Source organism: Nitrosospira sp. TNL200, from assembly GCF_055386305.1.
Window position 1 is genome coordinate 2,829,692 of the sequence record NZ_AP041003.1, and the last position, 23,403, is coordinate 2,853,094.

A 23,403-nucleotide genomic window follows, 5' to 3' on the forward strand; every position below is an offset into this window, starting at 1 on the left:
AGGCGGATGATTCGTTCACATCTGTCCGGTTGCGTCTGGCGCGGGCTCGCAATAGGTCGGGAGGATCTGTCATGCAGGCCCTGCTCGCCGGATTCCTTCCAGCGGCTGTGCCATATATACGCGCGCCGCTTGCTGATCCCGGCCTGAGAAGCTGCAGCCTCAAGACCGATGTGCGCAATTTGTTGCATCAGATGGACTCGACCTGATCGGGTTAATCGGGCATTCTTATGACTGTTCATCCGGGACTCCTGGAAAATTTGAAAGGATTTGTGAACCCTCATTCTCTCCTGTCTCGGGTGAACAACCTACTGAGAAATGACACCTAGGGGACCTCTGAACAAGTCCTCGCTGAGCGCGTTGCTGGTAAAATCGGGATGATCATAAGGCGCGCGACGAAGGTCGTAGCTTGGACTACGGTGCCAAGGAGCGCAACGCAGCGGGCTCCCCAAGAGCGTTCGTAGCGGGCTGCACTTGCCTCCGGCGGGGGATCCCTCGGTGGAAAACCAGGGCGCGGCCACAACCGATACAGGGACGTAGCGAACCGATGCCAGGGAACATAGTCTGACTTTGATGCAAAAGAAATTCAAGAGAAAAACGGGAATATTCGCACCACGAGTCGCCGTACGCCCGGAAACTTCCTGGCACTCCCGCTGGCTCATCATCGGTATCCTTGCCGTGCTGGCGCTGGTTTTATCATGGGGAATGTATGATGCGGGCCGCAAATTTGCCGACTTCGACAAGCAAGGAATTAGTGAAGCAAGTGAAGAATTGGCCCGGCTGTCTCAGGCTAATGCGCGCTTGCAGCGGGATAATGACGAATTGCGAATGACGGTTGCAGGTCTCGAGCGCCAGCTGCAGATGGACGTGGCGACTCATGAAAACGTAATACAACAGGTGAAAACCCTGGAAAAGGAAAACACGCGCTTGACGGAGGACCTTGCATTCTTTCAAAATCTTGGCAATGTCGGTGGAAAAGCGGAACACCGGGTATCCATTGGCCGCTTGAAGCTGGAACGAGGCCAGTTACCCGGAGAATACCGGTATAGCGTATTGCTTGTCCAGGGCGGACGTCCCATCAAGGATTTCCAGGGAAGCCTGGAATTTGAAGTCAGTTTTCGTCAAAATGGAGAAAAGAAAATGATTTCTCTTGCTGGTGAAAATCCCTCGCAGAAATTCGACGTCAAATTCAAATTTTATCAACGCATAGACCGGAGCTTCCGTCTTCCCGCGGGCGGCGTTTTGGAAAGCATGCAGGTAAAAGTATTCGAAAACGGCCTGGCGCAAGCCAGGCTGACGCAGACAGTAAATCCGCCTTCTTGAGGAAAATAATCAATGTTTGGCAAAAAACCGAATAACCCCCAGAATCACATCGATTCACTCATCGGGGTTGGCACGCGTATCGAAGGAAGCATCCTTTTCAGTGGAGGCTTACGGGTGGATGGCCAGGTTAGCGGTAATATCATCGCGACGGGCGACAGGCCCAGCACGCTGGTATTGAGCGAGCAGGCTATGGTTGAAGGAAAAATAGAGGTTTCGCATGCCGTCGTGAACGGCACCGTGACTGGTGCCATATATGCGAGCGAATACGTGGAACTTCAACCGAAAGCCAGGATCGTCGGTGATATTCACTACAAGTCCATGGAGATTCAGTTAGGTTCCTCGATCGACGGTATGTTGCACCACTATGATGCCAGCCAGGTGCAAAATAAAGTGATCCCTCTGATACCTGCTACGCACTCCGATTGACCTGGCGTGAGCAGAAAATTTTTACCACTTTTTATTGGAATTCAGAATGAATGCGGCAACAGGCGCGGAAATGGTTATGGAAATGCAATTCCCATTGATCTTTACCGATAGCGCGGCAAACAAGGTAAAGCAACTCATCGAGGAAGAAGGAAACGATGACTTGAAACTGAGAGTATTCGTTGCAGGTGGAGGATGCTCCGGTTTTAAATACGGGTTTACCTTTGATGAGGTGATCAGCGAAGACGATACCGTAATGGAGAAGAATGGGGTCAAGCTCCTTATAGACGCCATGAGTTTTCAGTACTTAGCCGGAGCGGAAATCGATTATCAGGAAAATGCTGAAGGTGCCCAGTTTGTCATCAAGAATCCTGGCGCCTCGAGCACCTGCGGTTGCGGATCGTCATTTTCGGTATAGTTCGCTGTTTTGGCTGCTCCTCCGCGGGGGGATGAGGCCGGGGAAGTCATGCCGGGCGCACTAATTCGGATAGATTGCGCCAAGAATTCGTGGGCCCCGCGCGCCTGTTACCGCTGGAAGACTGGCCGGAATTTTTTTTATTGCCTGCTTGGCCAGCCAGGCAAAGGCGAATGCCTCGAGCCAGTCGGCATCGACACCCAGCTTGTCTGTCAATTCCACGCTTTTCGCCGATAGCGCCATCCGCAGCTTTGCCACCAGTTCGGCATTTCGTGCCCCGCCTCCGCAAAGATAGATTTCAGAAGCGTTGGGATAATACGCCAGCACGGACGCTGCAATACCCTGGACAGTCAACTGCAGCAGGGTGGCCTGCACGTCTTCCGGTTTTTCATCCCCGGATAGATAGCCTTTCAGCCAGTCCAGGTTGAATACTTCCCTGCCCGCGCTTTTTGGAGGGGACGCCAAAAAAAATGGAAGTGCAATTAGTTCCCGGAGCAGCGATGGAATCACGAGACCTGAGCCGGCCCAGACTCCGTCCTTATCGTACGTCTGTCCGGTATGCTTCAAACACCAGGCATCCATCAAAATATTTCCCGGGCCGCAGTCAAATCCGGCGATCTGACCGCCGGGCGCGAGACTGGTCAGATTGCTGATGCCCCCGATATTGACAATGATCCGATGAACTCGCGGATCGCTGAATAGAATCTGGTGAAACGCCGGGACCAATGGCGCACCCTGTCCTCCTGCGGCGATATCCCGGCTCCTGAAGTCCGCCACCACTGTCATGCCGGTCAACTCGGTAAGCAACGCCGGATTGAATAACTGGATAGTGTACCCCTGCCCCATCGATGGGCAATGCCGCACAGTCTGGCCATGACAGCCCACTGCCGACACCTCTTCGGGCGATATACCGCTTCCGTCGAGCAGTCCGGATACTGCTCTGGAATAATGCTGCGCCAGTTCATTTCCGAGCATGGCCGCCCGATGCAGCTCATCGCTGCCAGTCTTGCTCAACCCCAGCAGCCCGGTACGCAGCGTGCTCGTATAAGGAAGATAGAAAGTGCGAAGAATTGATGGAAAAGCAGAACCAAGGTCAGCAAGTACGGCATCGATCCCGTCCAGGCTCGTGCCTGACATGATGCCGATATAGTAGGAAACATCTTTCAACCCAAATCCGGAAAGTCTTTGTGGATCATGTTTCTAAAGGTTCAGTCTGCTCGCCGTCTCTACCAGGCAAATAGTGAAAAGGCGTCAAGCACCGAACTATTCCTTATGTTCCAGCAATGGAAAATAGCGCGATATGCCTGGCTAATCCAGCAGCGATACGCTGGTGCCGCGCAACATGTCCAACCGCGCCATCAGCGGCCTGGTATATTCGTAAAACACCGGCACGTATCTTGGAGCGACAGGCGTAGCGCTAGGCATGGCCAGACGCAACGGATCCCGCTGGACTCCGTTTTCGCGAAATTCATAGTGAAGATGCGGGCCTGTGGCCATTCCGGTCGCACCCACATGGCCGATTATCTCGCCCTGACTGATTCGGTGTCCGGAACGCAGACCCTTTGCGAAACTCGATAAATGGCCATATACGGTGGAATACTGGCCGTGGTGCTGCAGAATAACGACATTGCCGTAACCACCCTGCCAGCCGGCAAACGTAACCGTGCCTTCCGCGGCCGCTTTCACCCTCGTACCCGGGGGCGCCACATAATCAATGCCGCTATGCGCGCGCCACGTTTTGAGAATGGGATGAAACCGGGCGCTGGAGAAGCCGGAACTGATACGGGAAAACTCCAGCGGAGAACGCAGGAACGCTTTCCTCAGGTTCTTGCCGTCGGGTGCGTAATAACCGCTTTCTCCATTTTCCGCCTGAAAATATATTCCGCGATGAGGTGTTCCCTGGTTGATGAATTCCACTGCCAGCACCCGCCCGGGCCTGGCCGGCTCCCCGTTGCCGTAAAGAGAATCATAAACCACGGTAAAACGGTCCCCTCTCCGCAAATCCCGATGAAAATCGATGTCGGAAGCCAGAATATCCACGATCTGGGTCGCCACACTTTCCGGTACCCCTGCAGCATCCACCGCGGCAAAAAGTGAGCTGTTTATCACGCCAGTCTTCATCTGGATATGCGTCTCCAGCCTGGGCACCTGATTTCCTGTTCTAAAGCTGCCGCCGTGTTTTTCCATAACCAGTTGTTCACTCCCACCCGGAAAGTAACGGAGCAGAAGCAACTCGCCTCTTGCCGTGGTTTCCGCATGGACGATCCTGCCGGGGACCAACTGGTGTATGGCCTTGACGTCTCTGGCGTCGCGAAGGAAACTGACCGAGTCCTGGCTATTGACGCCCAGCCGGGACAGCAATGCGGCAATCGTGTCGCCGCTCTGGATACTCTCCTGGCGCCAGAAGGTCATATTGACCGGGAGAATGGGAGTTATTTCCGGAAGTTCAAGACTGAGAACTATATCCTCGACAGGGGGTCCTTCCACGGAAGTGTCGGGCGCAATGCCGAATGCTGCGACCATGCCGAAGAGAGGAAAACTGGATAACAGAATCAGCCAGCGCAGTCGTTTTTTAGTCAGCGCCGCCGGTTTATGCGCTAAAATGCCGTTCTTATCGCCCAGCATGCTTTCTCCGTCAGATTGGAAGGTGGAGTTTAACATGTAACTGCGACCCCGTCGACGTAAAGGTTAATATGCCCATCCCCCGAAAAATTATATTTCATCCCCGCGGCGCCTTTACGCATCACCTTGTAGTGGAACAATCATTGGTTCCCTGAGGGCAGTTTCCCATGCGGTCGTTCACTTGCGACCGGCTTGCGAAACCCGTCGCGGCAAGGCCCGCCCGGTTGATACCATTATTCCATTTTTTGAATCTCACACTGATCCTCTGGAGCGCGTTTCATGTCCACGGAAGACCTGACGCTTGATCTGTTGGCACATCACGCTTTTCCCCTGCTCGTATCGGCTTTCGCGGCGCGAAAGGAGGCCATAATCCAGCAATGGGAAATCGCGCTGGTACAGACGCTGCCTGCCGCCGACGCGCTCACCCTGCAAAATCTCCGTGACTCGATCCCCCTGATACTGCAGGAAATCCAGGATGCATTCGAGTCCGACAAGCCGCTCGTTACGCGCAACCTGATTGAAGGCAGCAAGATGCATGGCGAAGCGCGATTTCAGGAAAATTACAATATCCGCGAACTGGTAGTCGAGTATCGGCTACTGCGCCGGGTGATCATCGAGCAGATCTCGGAGGAACTGGAGGGAAGACTCGACACTCGGCATAATGTTGCTTTAAACATGGCGGTGGATACAGCCTTGCAAAGCGGAATTGTCATATTTACCGAGAATCTGCAGCAGCAGGTCAAAGCCTCAGCGGAAATCCAATCCAAATATCTCTCGTTTCTTTCCCATGATCTCCTGAATCATCTCAATCACGCCATGCTTCATGTGCAGCTTCTTGCAAGGCGGCTCGCTCCCATTCCCGCCTATGCGGATAACATTGCGGAACTGGAATCTGTAAAACGCACGATTCTCCAGACCACCTCCGGGATGGAGCGGTTGCTGCAATCGGAGCAGCTTCGAAAGCAACCTGCTCGCCACTTGACGGAGGTAGTGAATTTGGAAGCACTACTATCGGAAGTGGCAAGCCAATGGGCGCATGAAGCCCGATCCAAAGGATTGGGGCTCGATGTCGACGTGCCGGAAGATGCGCAGGCAATGAGCGACCTTGGCCTGCTTACCCTGGTGCTGCATAACCTGCTTGGTAATGCGGTGAAGTATAGTTCGACGGGTAAAATACAGGTGGCGGCCCGCAGTGCCCCGGACAGAGACGATGTCTGCTGGGTTTTGAGCGTGAGCGATCAGGGTCCTGGCATTCCGTCCGATAATCTCAGCCACTTGTTCAACGCCTTCCAGCGCGGCGATACTTTCGGAAAGCCAGGAGTAGGATTAGGACTCTCTATTGCTTCGGAGGCTACGAGACTTTTAGGCGGTAAACTGGAAGTTGAATCGGAAACAGGAAAGGGTTCCACGTTCCGGTTGATGTTGCCAAGACTACCTTGAACTCCTCAGACTCTGCTTATTCCGGGTGGCCGCGACGCCAGCGGGAATACACCCAACGGTACCGTGGCGATCCAGTGTTCTCCGCCGCTGGCCACTCCCCTTAGCAGAAGTCCTGGGGCTACGCTCTGCGAGGCGTTCCTTCGCAGGGGCCCCGAAAGGCAGGCTGCGGCAAGCCGCGCTCCGGATAAAAGGCACGGCAATTCCCGCATAAAGGATCTCTCAAACGTATCACATGTTGCCGCGTTTCGATCGAGACCGGCAATTGACCTACTCGACCAGGTGCCACAAATCAGTATTCGCTTGCAATTCGCCATCTCTTTTCTGATCGGGGCATCGACCGTTCCTGGTTTCGCGCCGTTTTATCTCTTCCCCATTCCGGTCTTCACGGTGGCCGTCCTGTGTCATTTCTGGCGCGTGAGCGCAAGTCCGCTGCATGCTGCTTTGCTGGGCTTTTTCTTTGGCATGGGACTATTCAGCGCGGGAGTAACCTGGCTTTATGTGAGCCTCCACGATTTTGGAGCGATGCCGATACCCGCAACGATACTTGCGCTGGTTTTTCTTTGCAGCTATCTCGCCTCGTTTCCCGCAGTAGTGGGTTGGATGCTGAAAAAAATGGATATTGCGAAGCCAGTCATATGGGCACTCGCGGCCGGCGCATTATGGGGTCTCTCTGATTGGTTGCGCAGCGTCCTGTTTACCGGGTTCCCGTGGCTGACACTGGGGTATTCGCAGGCACCGGCCAGTCCGCTGGCTGGCTATGCGCCGGTGCTGGGAGTGTACGGCATTTCTCTCATTCTCGTTTTCACTGCTGCGCTGACCTGCCTGTTCCTTGAAAGAAAATATCGCACCCGGCGCTACCTCCTGCCTGTAGTGGCGATCTGGGGCATAGGTTTTGGCTTGCAGCACATCGAATGGACCCAGGCGCGGGGCGAACCTGTAACGGTGAGCCTGCTGCAGGGGAATATTTCACAGGATTTGAAATGGCGGGAGGACCAGCTGATTACCTCGATGGAGGCTTATGCCAGGCTCGCGCTGGAAAGCCCCAGCCGCCTGATCATCACTCCTGAAATTTCCGTGCCGCTATATCGGGATGATGTCCCGTCGAGCTATCTTGCACGACTTGGCGCGCATGCGAGAAAAAATGACGGGGATATCCTGGTCGGGATGGTGGAAGCGCCGGAAGGCAGGGATGAATACTACAATAGCATGTTTAGTTTTGGCGCATCTCCCGAGCAAAGCTACCGCAAGCATCATCTGGTGCCATTTGGCGAATTCATCCCCTTGAAGCCGGTATTCGGCTGGATCATCAACATCCTCAAGATTCCCCTGTCGGACTTTTCGCGAGGCAGTCTCGATCAGCAGCCCATGGCCCTGGCCGGGCAAAAAGTAGCGGTAAATATCTGCTATGAAGACGTGTTCGGGGAGGAGATAATCCGCCAGCTGCCCCAGGCTACCTTGCTTGCCAACGTGAGCAATGACGCCTGGTTCGGCCGATCCATCGGCCCCCGGCAACATTTGCAGATCTCGCAAATGCGCGCGCTGGAAACGGGCCGCTACATGCTGCGCGCGACCAATACCGGCCTAACCGCCATCATAGATGAACGCGGTAGGGTGAGGCAGGAAGCCGAAATTTTCACCAGAACCGCCTTGAATGGGACGGCGCAGGGATATACCGGCGCGACGCCCTATGTCCTGTTCGGCAATAGCCTGATGCTGGGACTGGCCGGAACCATATTGCTCGCCGGATTGCTACGCGTCTCGCGCGCGCAAGAAAAAACTGTAAAATGACTCGCTTTTCATGTCTGGCCAGCGCATCCACGGCATTCTCATGCTTACCTTTCAGGAAATAATTCTTGCCCTGCAGCACTATTGGGGTGGCAAGGGTTGCGCGCTGCTCCAGCCCTATGACATGGAAGTTGGGGCCGGCACTTCGCATACCGCCACTTTTCTTCGCGCTCTCGGTCCCGAGCCCTGGAAAGCGGCTTACGTCCAGCCCGCTCGCCGCCCAAAGGATGGGCGATATGGCGAAAACCCCAACCGTCTCCAGCATTATTACCAGTTTCAGGTTGTGCTGAAACCTGCGCCCGGCAATATCCTGGATCTTTACCTCGGATCATTGGAAGAGCTCGGCTTCGATTTGAAGCAAAACGACATCCGATTTGTCGAGGATGACTGGGAAAATCCGACCCTTGGAGCCTGGGGACTAGGCTGGGAAGTATGGCTGAATGGAATGGAGGTTACCCAGTTCACCTACTTTCAGCAGGTTGGCGGCATGAATTGCAAGCCGATCACCGGCGAGATAACTTATGGGCTGGAGCGTCTGGCAATGTATCTGCAGGGCGTGGAAAACGTTTTCGATCTCATCTGGACAGAGGGGCTTTCCTACGGGGATGTATATCATCAGAACGAAGTGGAACAATCGATCTACAACTTTGAGCACAGCGATATCCATTTTTTGCTGGACGCCTTCACGAATCACGAGAAGCAGGCAAAACACCTGATGGAACAAGGACTCGCATTACCCGCGTACGAACAGGTATTGAAGACAGCCCACACTTTCAATCTTCTCGATGCACGCGGTGCGATTTCGGTTACCGAACGCGCTGCCTATATCAGCCGGATCCGCGACCTCGCACGCAATGTGGCGCAAGCCTACTACCAGAGCCGGGAACGGCTGGGGTTTCCGATGGCGCCCCACGAATGGACAATGCAAGCGACGGAGAAAACAGCTTGACTAAAGCGACTAAAAGCCTGCTGGTCGAGTTGCTTGTCGAGGAGTTGCCACCGAAATCCCTGAAAAAACTGAGCGGCAGTTTTGCTGAAGAAATAGCCGCAAGTCTTAAGGCTCAAGGCTTGGCGGCGAATGACGCTACCGCCATTCCTTTCGCCTCGCCACGGCGGCTCGCCGTTCATATCGAAGATGTGGCCGCGCAGGCAGCCGATAAACCGGTTTTGCAAAAACTGATGCCGGTCGCGGTGGGCCTGGATCCCGATGGACAACCCACGCCCGCGCTACTCAAGAAGCTGAGCAGCCTCTGCGGTAATGCGGTACCTTCCACCCTCCCACAACTCCAGCGCAGACACGAAGGCAAAATGGAAACATTGTTTTTCGACAGGCTCGTAAAAGGAACGACGCTGGCCGAAGGGCTGCAGAAAGCGCTGAACGGCGCGCTCGCGAGGTTGCCGGTTGTCACTATAATGACCTATCAGCTCAGCGATGGCTGGACCACGGTAAACTTCGTACGCCCCGCGCATAGCCTGGTCGCATTGCATGGTACCGATATTGTGCCTGTCGAGGCACTGGGACTGACGGCGGGACGCGAAACACGGGGGCATCGCTTCGCAGGGCGCACAGAAAAACTGATGCTGACGGATGCCGATAGCTACCAGGGACAACTGGAAACCGAGGGAGCGGTCATAGCCAGCTTCGATGAGCGGCAAGACAGGATCAGGCAGCAGCTTGATGCCGCCTCCATCGAAATGCACCTGAAACCGGTTGACGATCCGGCCCTGCTGGAGGAAGTAACCGCACTGGTCGAGTATCCCAGCGTCCTGACCGGAAAGTTCGATGCAGCTTTCCTCGATGTTCCGCAGGAATGCCTGATTCTGACCATGAAGGCGAATCAAAAATACTTTCCGCTGCTGGAAAGTTCGGGAAAGCTCGCCAATAAATTCTGCATCGTTTCAAATATCCGGCCTACCGATAGCAGCCGGATAATCGCTGGCAACGAACGTGTCCTGCGTTCGCGTCTGGCGGATGCAAAATTTTTTTTCGACCAGGATCGCAAGAAAACGCTGGCCTCTCGCGTGGAAGGCTTGCGCAGGGTGGTTTATCACAACAAACTGGGAACCCAGGCGGAGCGTGTGGAACGAATATGGGCCATTGCGCAGGATATTGGCCTCCAGTTGGGAGGCACCGAGCTTGCGGCAAAAGCGGGTGAAGCGGCAATGCTGTCCAAGGCAGACCTGCTGACTGGCATGGTGGGAGAATTCCCCGAGCTGCAAGGCATCATGGGACGCTATTATGCAAAGCATGACGGGTTGGCCGACGATGTAGCCGATGCCATTGAAGACCACTATAAACCCCGGTTTGCCGGCGGCGACCTGCCCCGGGACATGCCGGGCATCTGTGTCGCGCTGGCCGACAAGCTGGAATCACTGGCGGGCATGTTTGGCATCGGGCAAATTCCCACGGGAGACAAAGATCCATTTGCATTGCGGCGCCATGCGCTGGGATTGATCAGGATCCTGGTTGATAAAGAACTGCCGCTCCATCTGGATAAATTGATTGCACAAGCCGTAACGGTTTTTGGCGAAAGGATCAATGATCCATCCGATACGCTAACAGACTTCATTTATGAACGGCTTCGCTATTTCCTGAGTATCAAGTATCTGGATGAGCAGGCTCGCGAGTCATTGACAGAACCGAATAAAGCACGGGCAGCGGATGCTTCCATACAAGCTTTCTCACCACAACAAATAGATGCGGTGCTGGCCTTGCGGCCCCCTCGCCTGAGCGATGTGAAGAAACGCCTGGAAGCGGTGCGTGCTTTCGCCCGGTTGCCTGAAGCCGAAAGTCTCGCCGCAACCAACAAGCGCGTGCGGAATATCCTGAAGAAAACCGACAGCGCCGTGGGAGCCGCGGTCAACCCCCGGCTATTCCAGACGGATGCCGAAAAAGCGCTGCATCAGGTTTTGAACGAAATTGTCCCTCTGGCCGATGACGCATTTTCGGCAGGGGACTACCACGCATCGCTACAAGCTCTGGCTGCGCTGAAAACGCCGGTGGATGATTTCTTCGATAACGTTATGGTCAACACCGAAGAGGAAGCTCTGCGCAACAACCGGCTGGCATTGCTAGCGCGGCTGGAACAAGCCATGAACCGCGTGGCCGATATCTCCCGGCTGGCTGCCTGACATGAAACTCGTCATCCTTGATCGCGATGGCGTTATCAATTATGACAGCGAGGCTTTCATAAAGAGCCCGGAAGAATGGAAGCCCATTCCGGGAAGTCTCGAGGCGATTGCCCGTTTTACCCAGGCCGGCTATCGAGTAGTGGTCGCAACGAACCAGTCGGGCATTGGCAGGGGATTGCTCGACATGGTGGCCCTCAACGCCATCAATGACAAGATGTACAAAGCGGCAATACAGGCCGGGGGCCGCATAGACGCCATGTTTTTTTGTCCTCACACCAATTCGGACCAGTGCGATTGCCGTAAACCGGCTACGGGAATGTTCAGGGAAATTTCCGAGCGCTTCGGCCTGGGGTTAGCAGGCGTGCCGGCGATTGGCGACTCGCTGCGCGACCTGCAGGCCGCGGCCGGGGTCGGGGCCATTCCGGTTCTTGTATTGACGGGCAAGGGTAAAGCAACCCAGGCAATGGAGCCGCTGCCGCAAAATACGATGATATTTCCAGATCTTGCCGCGGCTGCCGATGCTCTGGCGAAATGACGGGCGATCCAGAATTAAATTACCACCGGCAAAGCCGGTGGTTTATTGGGTGAACCCCTCAAAGGGGTCTCAAAACCGTGAGCCGCTTCGCGGCGCAGTGAGGCGTACAGCTCCAAAGTTGATCTCTCTTGCAAACATTACTTCGATCATAGGGCCTCTCCAGCTCCATGCACCGATTCAAAACCATCTCCGACCGACGCAAAGGTCAAACCTTTCGGAGTCCCCCGGCAAAGCCGGGGGTTTACCTCACTTAATTACCCGGCTGACCCGGCGAATATGACAATTGTACTGCGCTCCGCGCTATACATCGCGTTGCAAATCGTCATCACGCCAGTTTATGCGTTGATCGTTTTTGCCACTTTTCCCCTTGCGCCCATCGATCGCTATCGCATCATTTCCGGATGGGCGCATATGATGCTGTATTTGCTTCGCATCGTCTGCGGGATTCGCTACCGCGTTCTGGGACGGGAGCATATTCCCGAGACACCGAGCATCGTGCTGTCCAAGCACCAGTCCGCATGGGAGACGCTCGCGTTTCAGCAGATCTTTCCCCCGCAGGTATGGGTGCTGAAGAAGGAATTGCTATTTGTCCCGTTTTTTGGCTGGGGATTGGCCATGACCAATCCGATTGCAATCGACCGAAGCTCGGGAAAGGCCGCCCTGAAACAGATTGTCGAACAGGGAAAAGACCGGCTCAAGCAGGGCTTCTGGATAATCATCTTTCCGGAAGGCACCCGCATTGCCCCAGGCAGAAAAGGGAAATACCGCATTGGCGGCGCATGGCTCGGTACGCATGCCGGCGTGCCGATTGTCCCGGTTGCGCACAATGCAGGCAAGTTCTGGGGGCGAAATGCCTTCATCAAGCGGCCAGGAACGATTACCGTCAGCATCGGTCCCCCGATAGATCCCACTGGAATGGAACCGGATGACCTTAACGCCAGGGTCGAAGCATGGATAGAAACCGAGATGAGCCGCATCGATGAACGAAAGCAGAAGGCTGCAGCTTATGAATAAGCGCTCTCTCAGTCCGGAATGAACAGGACGGACGGGATGAACGCCGGCGAATTGCACCGCGTCAGCTTGAACGGCAAGGAAGTGGCGTACACGCTGATGCGGTGCAGACGCAGAACCATAGGCATGAGAATAGACGGCCGGGGATTGACGGTTCGGATTCCTTCACGCGAATCCCTGCGCCAGGTCGAATCGGCATTGGAAAATAAAGCGGACTGGATCATCTCGAAGCTCGACGAATGGAAAAACCGGAAATCGACGCAATTGTCATGGGAAGAGAACGGGATTTTTCCTCTGCTCGACGAGCCATGGCGCCTCATGGTGGCGGCTTCAGGGAAAACACAAATGGTTCCCGCGAAAATGCCGCGGAATAACGAGGGCAAGCAATTCGAATTAGCGCTCGCCCCCGTTCTTACCGCTCAGCAGGTGGAAAAATCCGTCATGGCGTGGTATCGCGGCCAGGCCACGTCGTGTTTCAGCGAGCGGATTGCGGTGTATGCGCACAGGCTTGGCGTTACGTTGCCTCCGCTGCGATTATCCTATGCCGACAGCCTGTGGGGCAGTTGCAATGCGCGTGGGGTGGTGAGCATCAACTGGCGCCTCATTCAGATGCCCCTCGATCTGATCGATTATGTGATTGCACATGAGTTGAGCCACCTTATCGAGATGAATCACTCGCCGGCGTTCTGGCAAACGGTGGCGCGCATTTACCCTGAATACAGGGAGGCAAGAAAGAAACTGAAAAAACTGGGGTAGGCATATCAAGCGCCTTTCTCTCGGCGGGTGGATATTCACTTGCATCGTTGGCAATCCATCCGGAAGTGGCACTTGCCGGATCTGGCAGGGAGCATGTTAATATTTCCGGTTTGGTATTTCGGTATCTGCTCATGAAGAGGTTTTGCGCCGCTGCTTTAATAGTCCTGCTGCTCTCCGCCTGCGGGCTGAAAGGGCCGCTTTATCTCCCACAGGAATCGCAGCCGGCACAGAATAAAGAGAAAAAGCGGTGAGCGGCTACTCCTCCACCAGTTATCGCAACTCGGTTCTATGCCTTGAATCGGTTCCTCTGGACCATATCGCGGAACGGTATGGCACGCCTTGCTACGTATACTCGCGCGCGGCGCTTGCCTCCGCTTACAAGGAATTTGATGATGCTTTTGGAGCACGCGACCATCTGGTGTGCTATGCGGTAAAGGCGAATTCCAATCTGGCGATTCTCAATTTATTTGCCCGGCTCGGCAGCGGCTTCGACATCGTTTCCGGTGGCGAACTGCAGCGGGTATTGAAAGCAGGCGGGGAGCCGCAAAAAATCGTTTTTTCGGGTGTAGGGAAGCGTCCGGACGAAATGCGGGCCGCGCTTGATGCAGGCATATTGTGCTTCAATGTGGAATCGGAAGCGGAACTAGCCATATTGAACCAGGTAGCGGAGGAAGCGGGCCGGGTTGCGCCAGTAAGCTTGCGCGTCAATCCCGACGTGGACGCGAAAACCCATCCCTATATTTCGACGGGTCTGAAGGAAAACAAGTTTGGTGTGCCGTTCGACGAAGCGGAGAAGCTTTATGCGGCCGCACGGAAATTTGCCAACCTGCGCATGGAGGGACTGGATTGCCATATCGGCTCGCAACTGACCGAACTCGATCCTTTCGTCGCAGCCAGCGAAAAGGTCCTTCATTTGCTGGACCGGCTGGAAACACAAGGTTTGCGTCTCAGCCACCTGGATTTGGGGGGGGGACTGGGGATCCGCTATTCACAGGAAAATCCGCCTCCGATACCGGACTATGTTCAGGCCCTGTGTACCGCAATCGGCTGGCGCAATCAGCGCATCCTGATCGAACCGGGCCGTGCGCTGGTGGGAAACGCAGGCCTGCTGCTCACGCGCATCGAGTACCTCAAGCATACGCCTCACCGAAATTTCGCCATCGTGGATGCCGCGATGAACGATCTCATGCGCCCGGCATTATATGGCGCCTATCACCATATCCTTCCAGTTGCGAAGCACGGAGAGGAAGAGAAAAACTACCAGATCGTCGGCCCTGTTTGCGAAACAGGCGATTTTCTGGGACATGACCGGACCCTGGCGCTGTCCCAGGGCGATCTGCTGGCTGTCATGTCCGCCGGAGCCTATGGCATGAGCATGAGCTCGAATTATAATACCCGTCCGCGTCCCGCGGAGGTGATGGTCGATGGCGCTCGCGTTCATCTCATCCGTGAGCGTGAATCCATGGAACAGCTTATGGCCGGGGAGAGATTGCTGCCATAAAATAGCCCCTGTGGAGCCACCGATATCAATCCGCCTCTATATCCCCCATCCCTTATCCTGCTGGAGACAGCTACATCAGGAAAATCGTGGCGAGCCCCAGGAAAATGAAAAAACCGCCGCTGTCGGTTACGGCTGTGATCATCACGCTGGAACCGGCCGCAGGGTCGCGCCCCAGTTTCGCCAGGGTTAGCGGAATCAGCACGCCAACTATCGAAGCCAGCAGCAAATTCAGCGTCATCGCCAATGTCATCACCAGGCTGAGAGGAACGCTGAGATAGATCATATAGGCGAATAGTCCCACTACGGAACCCCAGACCAGTCCGTTCACCGCGGCTACGGCAATCTCTTTCGTGAACAGCTTTTTGGCACTGTTGGGATTGAGCTGCCCCAGCGCCAGCGCGCGAACGATCATGGTGATGGTCTGATTGCCCGAATTGCCTCCAATGCCGGCAACGATTGGCATCAGGGCCGCCAACGCAACCAGCTTTTCTATGGAATCCTCGAACACGCCGATTACCCGCGATGCGATGAAGGCCGTGACCAGATTGATCGCCAGCCAGGTCCATCTGTTTTTCAGGCTCTTCCATACCGGCGCAAACAAATCTTCCTCCTGCCGCAGGCCGGCCTGATTCAGCACTTCACTTTCAGATTCCTCCCGGATGAAATCCATCACCGCGTTAACGGTGACACGGCCCACCAGCTTCTCGTCGGCGTTGACCACCGGTGCTGAAACAAGATCGTACCGCTCGAACGCTTGCGCCGCCTCGTGGGCCTTGTCGCTGGGGTGAAGCATCACCATTTCCGTGCTCATCACGGAGCCAACTTTCGCGTCGTCATCACTGACAAGCAGTTTGTTGACGGGCAACACCCCTCTCAGGTATTCGTTGCGATCGATTACAAACAATTGGTCGGTATGATCAGGCAGCTCATCCAGCCGGCGCAGATAACGCAATACCACTTCCACGCTTACATCCTCCCGGACGGTAACCACCTCAAAATCCATCAGCGCTCCCACCGCATCTTCCGGATAAGACATGGCAGCGCGTAGTTTCTCACGCTCTTCCATCGGCAGCGACTGGAATACATCATCGATAACGGACCGCGGCAGATCGGGCGCGAGATCGGCTAGCTCGTCGGCATCGAGCTGTCCGGCGGCCGCCCGTATTTCGCCGCTATCCATGGTGGCGAGCAGCGTTTCCCTAACCGCATCCGAAACCTCCAGCAGAATTTCTCCATCGCGCTCCGCCTTGACGAGGTCCCAGATCATGAGGCGATCCTCCAGCGGCATGGCTTCGAGGATATGCGCCACATCGGCGGGATGGAGCCTGTCCAGAAGGTTTTGAAGCTCCGCCAGATTCTGCTTGTGCACCAGCGCTTCAACCAGCTCCTGGCGCGGCATTTGCTGCGTATGCACGAGACCTTCCACCAGCTTATGCTTATGCAATAAGTTGACCACCCGCCTGGTGTGATCCTGCAGGTCTTCGGATTCCCTTGGGTTATTTGCTTTGGTCATGGTGATCGCTCTGGCAAGCGCGACGAAATTACCCGGATTTTAGGAAAAATTGGGGCAACTATTATGACAGCGGAGAGCATGGACGGAAAGGGCGGGAACCGCTCTTTCCGTCACAATGCCACCAGTCGAACTGGCTAGGGAATTTGCGCCGACGGCATCCGGCGCAAAATGATGGCGGTTTTTTTTCTCAGCCCGGGGGTGGTGCGATTACGGTCATAGAAGCGGGGATTGGGAACGATGGCGGCAAGACGTGCCGCCTGTTCCGTAGTAGCGGAAGCGGCGGAAACACCGTAGTAATGCCTCATTGCCGCTTCAGCGCCAAATACCCCATCTCCCCATTCAATCACATTCAGGTAGATTTCGAGAATGCGCCGCTTGGGCATCACATTTTCCAGCATGAACGTGATGATGACCTCCTGCAGCTTGCGCCATGGTGTTTTCTCCCCGGATAGAAACAGGTTCTTTGCAAGCTGCTGGCTGATAGTTGAGCCTCCCGCCACCAGCCTGCCTTTTTCAAGGTTTTTTTCGTAGGCCCTCTGTATCGCCTCGAAATCGAACCCTTCGTGCTGGAGGAACTTGCCATCCTCGGCCGCGATCACGGCACGCTTGAGATTGGGCGAAATCAGCTCGTACGAAACCCATTGCATCCGCAGCACGGCGGCACGATCTTTTTCGCGCAACAAATCCAGCCGGGCTCGCATGAACGCGCTGCTGGACGGGTTGTAATGGTTCCAATAAGTGATCTGGCCCAGTATCCATGCATGATACATCAATGCCAGGCCGACGAGCAGCAGAAACAGGCGCCAGAGCCAGCGCTTGAGAATCTTGTCCATGTATCAAGCAGGTACGCTCGAAGACCTCCGCCCTGGACGCAGCATTTCGATTACCGGTTCCGTGACTGGCCTTACCCCGCGCCACTGGAAAAAAGATTCGGCAGCCTGCTCCACCAGCATGCCTATGCCGTCCGCAAGAAAACCCGCGCCTTGCTGCTGGGCAAATTGCAGAAAAATGCTGTGTCCGTCGCCATACACCATGTCGTATGCCATGGATTCCCTGGAGAAAATACCTGGAGGCAATACTGGCAACTGGCCATGCAGGCCAGCCGAGGTCGCGTTGATGACGAGGTCGAATTTTTCTCCGCGCAGATCCGCGTAATCACCCGAAGCGATATTGCCGCGATGGGAAAACTGCTGCTGCAATTCATCCGCTTTCCTTCTCGTACGGTTGGCGACCACCAGTATGCAGGGAGCGTGCTCAAGCAAAGGCAGCACCACGCCGCGTGCCGCACCTCCTGCTCCCATCAGCAGCACCCGCTTGGCAGCGATGGAAAATCCGAGATTGACGAGAATATCCTGCATCAAACCCACCCCATCCGTATTATCGCCAAAAATCTCATCATCAGCGAAAGCCAGTGTATTGACTGCCTGGGCAGCATGCGCCCGTTCCGTCAGGCGATGGGAAATCGCATACGCTTCGGGCTTGAACGGAACGGTGACATTCATGCCTTTGCCGCCTCGCTGGCGAAAATGGGTTACCGCAACGTGGAAACCATCGAGGGGGGCAAGCATGGCCTCATAGCGCATATCCTGGCCTGTCTGCCGCGAAAACTCGGCGTGAATCCATGGAGACTTGCTATGGGCAATCGGATTGCCGATGACGGCATAGTGATCGGACATCGGGATACCTTGTTGAGCCGGAGATGTGATTACTGGCTCTTCAACTCGTCCGAATGGGTAAATGCCCAGGTACGGGTAATATACAATACATCCGTATCCTGGCTGATCTCGGGTGGAAACGGAGAAAATCCGTTTTGACCCGCCAGCTTCACGATGCGTACCGCCGCTTCATCCAGAATCCTTTTGCCTGATGGGCGGTTTATTTCAATCGATTCCAGACTGCCATCCGCCTTGATGCAGACAGTAAGCTGCAAATTTCCGTAAAGCCCCTCGCGTCTTGCCGCTTCGGGATAGTTGAGATTTCCAATCCGCTCAACCTTGATGCGCCAATCTTCGACATAACGGGCGAAGCGGTATTCTTGCGTACGGGCACCGATGAACTTGCGCTTGAGGTGCTTCTGGTGAGCATCGAAATCCCGCACGGCCTGCGCTTCCAGCCGGGCAATTTCGAAGCTTCGCTGAACAAGGTCGGTAGCGTCGAAAACGCCCTGATTCGATTCAGATTGCTGTTGCGGCAGATCCGGCTGGGTTGTATTCATGTCGCTGCTGGGGACGGCCGTCAGTTTCTGCGCTTCCTGCTCGAGATGCGCGGTTTGGTCGGCAAGAGCGTCTCTCGCCATCCCTGCGGCTGTATCTTCTGGCTGAGAGGAAGGCCGGGCGGATGTTTTCGCTCTACGGTCCCTATCCGGGTTTCCGCCACCGTCAAGGTTTGCCTGCGCCAAAGCGCTTGCGCCATGAGGCCTGGATGCGGACTTGCTGTTTACCAGCACCACCTCAAAGGGAGCACTGGCAATGCGCACTTCTTCAATGAAAGGTTTGAAGCTTATGCCGAACAGAACAGCCGCATGAAGAATGACTGACAGTAAAATAGCCAGATTCAAGCGCGACGAGGCACCGGACAGCCATTCGTGAAGCATGGCTGAACCCGATTCAGATATGTTGGAAGTGGCGCTCAATGCCTGAATTCGCGAATGAAACGGTGGGAATTTTAAGACATTTACAGGGCAAATAACAATAACATTGTCCCTGGCATGGGTGATAAAAATCTCATGCCTGCAATTTATGCAGGAACCGCGCGTTGAAAGTGAGCTCCAGCAGATCGATTTGCGAAATCTCGATTTCGACGCTCGTTTCCGGAGCCATCTCGGGCAGCGGGGTAACGCGTGTTACCAACGGCAGGCGATCGAGTTTCACCAGATTTTCTTTCAGGACTTGCGCGGTCATCGTCTGGATATTTTCCTGCAGCATCCAACGCAGGCACCAGTAGCGTTCCATGCCGCGCTGAAACTCTCCATATGCTTCATAGGTTGCCTCGAAATTCTGCACAGACCGATGCAAGCTCTCGCTCTCCCGGGTATAAGGAGGCGTTTCTCCACGCAGTACCGCTATTACCTGGCGCTGATTGATAAAATCCACATAGCGGCGCATCGGCGAACTGGCCCAGGCATATTGCGAAACTCCGAGTCCCTGGTGTGGAGCGGGAGAGGTGCTCATCCTGACTTTACCCCCTCCCTGGCTGCGATAAATTCCTGCAACACCCCTATCCGCAAGCTGCTTGCCCCATTCCGCATTGACAAAAATCATCAGTTCCGACACTACCTTATCGATCGGAGAACCCCGTCTCCGCTGGGTGATGGCAATGCGGTCACCCTCCACGCTGAAGCTGTAATCAATTCTTTCATTATTGTTGTCATTGGTTTTACCCCTGAGCGCTTCCATCTTGCAGGCAAAATTCCATAGCGCCTTCAGTTCCCGGCCGAAAGGATGATTGAGGTTTCCTTGAGAAAGGGTGTTTTCGTTAAAATACGCTTCCAGCGTATCATGTCTCAGATTGGCCGCTACTTTCACTTGCTCGATCCGGCTGCTTACCGAAGTGACTGTGAAATCGTCCGCCACGTCCAGATACATGGAGAGTGCCGGACACAGCCGGTTTTCCGCTAAAGTGTAATGATGTATGACCGCATCCGGCAGCATGGTAATTTTGCGGCCCGGCAGGTAAACCGTGGAAAGGCGCTCCGCCACGATCGCATCCAGAGGGGACCCGGGCGTAATTCCCAGAATCGGGGCGGCAATATGGATTCCGATGCGGAAACTTCCCAGGGTAAGAGGGGTTACGGAAAATGCATCGTCGATTTCGGTGGTGGCGGCATCGTCTATGCTGAAGGCAATTACGTCTGATACCGACAAATCCGGCGGGTCGTTCAGTTCAGCCGTCTCGAGTTCTCCGAAATCGGTACCAACAGGGAAATGCTCCAGCAAAAAGCGATTGACATGGTAATCATGTGTGGAGGGAATGGCTCCGCACTTCTCAAGAAGCCGGGCGGGGCTTAACCGGCTGGCGGTACAAACGGCTTCGAGCGCTTTCCACTCCGTGGTACTCCTGTCGGGCCGGTAGAGCAAGCTGGAAATGATGGGCTTGAATTCTTCCGGTAGCGTATGTGCCTCCAGCAACTTCATATATCGGCCCTGCCGTTCTGCCTGAAGCCGTTTTTTTTCCAGACTGGCGAGCGCAGCTTCAAGCGCTTTCGAAGGCGCGGCCTTATAGCGTCCACGCCCTTTCTTATAAAAATACATGGGCGCGCTATGCAGCCTGATCAATACCGCCGCGGCTTCTTCCGGTGTGGCCGCATGGCCGAAATAGTCGGCGGCCAACGTGTCGCTGGAAAATTCGGCCTCGTTTTCGCAGCATTCCCATAGAAAATTGGGATCCAGATTGTCGGCCGCCTTGTGAGCAACGTCCATGAACTCCGTCAGCGATGGGGCATCGAATCGCAGCAGGACGGAAGCCGCCTTGATTTTTGCGCGCTTTCCGTGCGGCGCCTCGACTTGAAGCGATGTCATATTGTCGGCAAGGATGGCACCTACCTTAAAAGTGCCTTCCTCTTCGTAAAAAACATTCATGGATGGGTCGCGGACGGGTTTTGATTGCTGAAACACTACTATTATAGACGCAAATACCTGGTCCGCCGAAAGCCGGCCCGATCCACCAGATATTTGCCAGGAATCAACTATAATTTTGAAATAAGAACCACATACTCTCGAAAGGGGATCTTCAGTGAAAGAAGGATATGCTGTAATGGAACGCCGGTTTCAAATACTTTTATTGACTCTCCTGATTGCATTCCTCTCTGCCTGCGCTTCCATGAATGAAGGCGATCCGGACCGCGGTGCGGCCACGGTCAACCAGGACTTTTTTGGCGATCGTTTCGCTACGGTGGAGTATCTTCCGCAAAACTGGAGCGCCACCGACAGCCTCTGGTTTTATACCGTGACCCAGGGATCGAACATGATGCCCTATGATTTCTTCATGGTTCTGGAGAAAAAAGGAAGTAACGAGCTGTTCCGGTCGAACGAAAATATGAATTTCTATCGGTATCTTCCCCAGAAAGCGACCTCCGGCAATCCGGATGGCCTGCCTGTCGGCTTTGTCAAGGACACTTATAAAGGCAGGGATTACATTGGATTGACATGCGCGGCATGCCATACCGCCCAAATAAATTATAAAGGCAAGGGAATACGTATCGATGGCGGCCCGGCTATAGCGGATATGGAAAGCTTCATGCGGGATATCGTCAAAGCGCTGCTCGTGACGCGAGATAATGACGAAGTCAAGAAGCGCTTTGTTCAAAACGTACTGTCGAGGGGCTCGTACCGAACGGAAGCGGCTGTCCTTGCCGATCTCAATACATACCTCGATCGCCTGTCGAGTTACATAACCATCAACTACAGCACCACGCACTACGGCTATGGGCGCCTGGACGCATTCGGCCGAATCTACAACAGGGTTCTGGAGCACATCATCAATACGAGGGAGCTTCAGGAACTTCTTCGCGATCCAAGGGTAATGGGCGACCGGGCCCTGACCGGGACGGAACTGGAATCTCTTACTGGAAATGCAGGCACTGTTCTTACAGGCAATGAACGTGACCTTATGGTCCGCGGTATCGTCACCCGGTTGAATGAGACCAACGGATGGGAAGCACTGGGAAAGCTTCGTAAAAAGATATTCAACCCACCGAATGCGCCCGTCAGCTATCCATTCCTCTGGGACACCCCCCGTCACGATTACGTCCAATGGAATGGCCTCACCGAGAACTCGGGGCTGAAGGCCATAGCGCGTAATGCCGGGGAAGCGATTGGCGTGTTCGGCACGCTCGATTGGACGGAACGGGACGGATTTTCGCTACCCTCGTTGATCACGGGACAGGGCTTTTCTGGCAAGCATGTCAGCTTCGACTCTTCCGTGAACGTCATGAACCTGCGTCGTATCGAAGCGCGCTTGTGGAATCTGCAGTCTCCACAGTGGCCCGAAAACATCCTGGGCCGCATCGACACCAGTCGCCTGCCGAACGGCCGATCGCTCTATAACAGGCATTGCGCGAGCTGTCACTCGAGAATCGTCCGCGATGAACCGGACCGCCGCGTCATCGCGCACATGTCCAGAGCAAGTGACACCAGGACGGATCCGCAAATGGCGCACAATGCCGTCACCTACCAGGGCTTCTCGGGCATCCTGCGTAACGAGTACGTCAACTTCGGGCCTGGCGACATCCTGCTTGACCGCAAGGCGCCGGTTGCAGCTCTGCTGACGAAAGCAACCATCGGCGTTGTTGCAACGCCGGAACCGGACAAGTGGTTTCTGCAGCGCTGGGCCGAGTGGGCATATAACCTGGCAACGGGGTTTCGCGACAACAAGATCAAAGCGTCGATGAAGCAGGGGGACTACGACCCGGACACCACTGACAATCCGGTAGCTTCACTGAGCGCCTACAAGGCGCGGCCATTGAATGGCATATGGGCAACCGGCCCCTACCTGCATAATGGTTCCGTACCCACGCTATATGATTTACTGCTGCCTAAAAAAGCGCCGGGTGATCCGGAAGGCGGCGAATACCGGCCCGATGAATTCGAAGTGGGGTCGCGGGAATTCGACCCGGAAAAAGTCGGTCTGAAAAGCAGCGGCTATGGTGGTTTCCTGTTCAATACCAAAGGCATCAGGGATGACACCGGAGGATACACCAAGGGTAACAGCAATGCTGGACACGAATATGGAGCCAGACGCGTTGCCGACGAATCGGATGAACGGGTGGACCAGAAAACCAGGGAATTATGCGCAGATCCAAAAATCAAGGATGCCGACCTGGACCCCTCTGTCAAGGAAAAGTGCCTGTACCCCATTTCCAGACAGGATCGGCTGGATTTGCTTGAATATTTGAAGACGTTATGACTTGAACCCCGCGGCCTGCCCGGCATCTTCGGGATAACCTACAACTT

The 23,403-nt window shown here is 55.0% G+C and carries 20 protein-coding genes and 1 pseudogene; 13 read left to right on the forward strand and 8 right to left on the reverse strand.

The genetic code is table 11. The features are described from left to right. Positions 1 to 5: 5 nt before the first annotated feature. Positions 6 to 281: pseudogene (locus ACZ5CE_RS12830) on the reverse strand (leucine zipper domain-containing protein); the annotation flags it as partial. Between the two features lie 289 nt (positions 282 to 570). Between ACZ5CE_RS12830 and ACZ5CE_RS12835 the strand changes: the two are divergent. The 3 genes from ACZ5CE_RS12835 to erpA are packed head-to-tail and all read left to right on the forward strand — an operon-like array spanning position 571 to position 2,161. Further along, positions 571 to 1,320, forward strand: a complete 750-nt coding sequence (locus ACZ5CE_RS12835; RefSeq protein WP_464575302.1) for a DUF6776 family protein — start codon at positions 571 to 573, stop codon at positions 1,318 to 1,320. A gap of 12 nt (positions 1,321 to 1,332) precedes the next feature. Next, a complete protein-coding gene (locus ACZ5CE_RS12840; protein ID WP_464575303.1) occupies positions 1,333 to 1,746 on the forward strand; it encodes a bactofilin family protein in 414 nt (137 codons plus the stop codon). 46 nt (positions 1,747 to 1,792) lie between these two features. Continuing rightward, positions 1,793 to 2,161: an iron-sulfur cluster insertion protein ErpA gene (gene erpA / locus ACZ5CE_RS12845; RefSeq protein ID WP_464575304.1), complete on the forward strand. Its 369-nt coding sequence runs from the start codon at positions 1,793 to 1,795 to the stop codon at positions 2,159 to 2,161. Positions 2,162 to 2,221: 60 nt separating this feature from the next. Here the strand turns inward: erpA and ACZ5CE_RS12850 are convergent, their stop codons facing one another. Together ACZ5CE_RS12850 and ACZ5CE_RS12855 are read right to left on the reverse strand one after the other, a co-directional pair. Then, positions 2,222 to 3,325, reverse strand: a complete 1,104-nt coding sequence (locus ACZ5CE_RS12850; RefSeq protein ID WP_464575305.1) for an anhydro-N-acetylmuramic acid kinase — start codon at positions 3,323 to 3,325, stop codon at positions 2,222 to 2,224. A gap of 141 nt (positions 3,326 to 3,466) precedes the next feature. Beyond that, positions 3,467 to 4,783: a peptidoglycan DD-metalloendopeptidase family protein gene (locus tag ACZ5CE_RS12855; protein ID WP_464575306.1), complete on the reverse strand. Its 1,317-nt coding sequence runs from the start codon at positions 4,781 to 4,783 to the stop codon at positions 3,467 to 3,469. A gap of 276 nt (positions 4,784 to 5,059) precedes the next feature. On the opposite strand from ACZ5CE_RS12855, the gene ACZ5CE_RS12860 reads away from it, so the two are divergent. The 9 genes from ACZ5CE_RS12860 (at position 5,060) to lysA (ending at position 14,940) form a co-directional block, all read left to right on the forward strand. After that, positions 5,060 to 6,220 carry a sensor histidine kinase gene (locus tag ACZ5CE_RS12860; protein ID WP_464575307.1) on the forward strand — a complete coding sequence of 387 codons (1,161 nt, stop codon included), beginning with the start codon at positions 5,060 to 5,062 and terminating at the stop codon, positions 6,218 to 6,220. Between the two features lie 294 nt (positions 6,221 to 6,514). Continuing rightward, on the forward strand, positions 6,515 to 8,008 hold the full coding sequence (gene lnt / locus ACZ5CE_RS12865) for an apolipoprotein N-acyltransferase (RefSeq protein WP_464577519.1): 1,494 nt from the start codon (positions 6,515 to 6,517) through the stop codon (positions 8,006 to 8,008). Positions 8,009 to 8,048: 40 nt separating this feature from the next. Then, positions 8,049 to 8,954 carry a glycine--tRNA ligase subunit alpha gene (glyQ, locus tag ACZ5CE_RS12870; RefSeq protein ID WP_464577520.1) on the forward strand — a complete coding sequence of 302 codons (906 nt, stop codon included), beginning with the start codon at positions 8,049 to 8,051 and terminating at the stop codon, positions 8,952 to 8,954. Continuing rightward, complete coding sequence (gene glyS / locus ACZ5CE_RS12875; protein ID WP_464575308.1) at positions 8,951 to 11,137, forward strand: glycine--tRNA ligase subunit beta; 2,187 nt, start codon at positions 8,951 to 8,953, stop codon at positions 11,135 to 11,137. Before glyQ ends, glyS begins: the two co-directional genes overlap by 4 nt. Before the next feature lies 1 nt (position 11,138). Beyond that, on the forward strand, positions 11,139 to 11,672 hold the full coding sequence (gene gmhB, locus ACZ5CE_RS12880) for a D-glycero-beta-D-manno-heptose 1,7-bisphosphate 7-phosphatase (protein WP_464575309.1): 534 nt from the start codon (positions 11,139 to 11,141) through the stop codon (positions 11,670 to 11,672). A 276-nt stretch (positions 11,673 to 11,948) separates the two neighbouring features. Beyond that, on the forward strand, positions 11,949 to 12,686 hold the full coding sequence (locus ACZ5CE_RS12885; protein ID WP_464575310.1) for a lysophospholipid acyltransferase family protein: 738 nt from the start codon (positions 11,949 to 11,951) through the stop codon (positions 12,684 to 12,686). Between the two features lie 36 nt (positions 12,687 to 12,722). Continuing rightward, positions 12,723 to 13,439, forward strand: a complete 717-nt coding sequence (locus ACZ5CE_RS12890; protein ID WP_464575311.1) for a M48 family metallopeptidase — start codon at positions 12,723 to 12,725, stop codon at positions 13,437 to 13,439. Positions 13,440 to 13,570: 131 nt separating this feature from the next. Then, positions 13,571 to 13,690: an LPS translocon maturation chaperone LptM gene (lptM, locus tag ACZ5CE_RS12895; RefSeq protein ID WP_464575312.1), complete on the forward strand. Its 120-nt coding sequence runs from the start codon at positions 13,571 to 13,573 to the stop codon at positions 13,688 to 13,690. Next, the gene (gene lysA, locus ACZ5CE_RS12900) at positions 13,687 to 14,940 is read left to right on the forward strand and encodes a diaminopimelate decarboxylase (protein ID WP_464575313.1); all 1,254 of its coding nucleotides are present in this window, start codon (positions 13,687 to 13,689) and stop codon (positions 14,938 to 14,940) included. Before lptM ends, lysA begins: the two co-directional genes overlap by 4 nt. 70 nt (positions 14,941 to 15,010) lie before the next feature. Here the strand turns inward: lysA and mgtE are convergent, their stop codons facing one another. From mgtE to ACZ5CE_RS12925, 5 genes are all read right to left on the reverse strand, one after another. Continuing rightward, entirely contained in the window at positions 15,011 to 16,453 is a 1,443-nt protein-coding gene (mgtE, locus tag ACZ5CE_RS12905) for a magnesium transporter (protein WP_464575314.1), read from the reverse strand. A gap of 134 nt (positions 16,454 to 16,587) precedes the next feature. Continuing rightward, on the reverse strand, positions 16,588 to 17,286 hold the full coding sequence (gene mtgA / locus ACZ5CE_RS12910; protein ID WP_464575315.1) for a monofunctional biosynthetic peptidoglycan transglycosylase: 699 nt from the start codon (positions 17,284 to 17,286) through the stop codon (positions 16,588 to 16,590). Between the two features lie 3 nt (positions 17,287 to 17,289). Then, positions 17,290 to 18,129, reverse strand: coding sequence for a shikimate dehydrogenase (aroE, locus tag ACZ5CE_RS12915; RefSeq protein ID WP_464575316.1), 840 nt, complete (start codon positions 18,127 to 18,129; stop codon positions 17,290 to 17,292). Positions 18,130 to 18,158: 29 nt separating this feature from the next. Beyond that, positions 18,159 to 19,046, reverse strand: a complete 888-nt coding sequence (locus ACZ5CE_RS12920) for an energy transducer TonB (protein ID WP_464575317.1) — start codon at positions 19,044 to 19,046, stop codon at positions 18,159 to 18,161. Positions 19,047 to 19,176: 130 nt separating this feature from the next. Beyond that, on the reverse strand, positions 19,177 to 21,030 hold the full coding sequence (locus tag ACZ5CE_RS12925) for a ribonuclease catalytic domain-containing protein (protein ID WP_464575318.1): 1,854 nt from the start codon (positions 21,028 to 21,030) through the stop codon (positions 19,177 to 19,179). A gap of 175 nt (positions 21,031 to 21,205) precedes the next feature. Here ACZ5CE_RS12925 and ACZ5CE_RS12930 point away from each other — a divergent pair, with 175 nt between their 5' ends. After that, the gene (locus tag ACZ5CE_RS12930; RefSeq protein WP_464575319.1) at positions 21,206 to 23,356 is read left to right on the forward strand and encodes a di-heme-cytochrome C peroxidase; all 2,151 of its coding nucleotides are present in this window, start codon (positions 21,206 to 21,208) and stop codon (positions 23,354 to 23,356) included. Positions 23,357 to 23,403 lie beyond the last annotated feature (47 nt).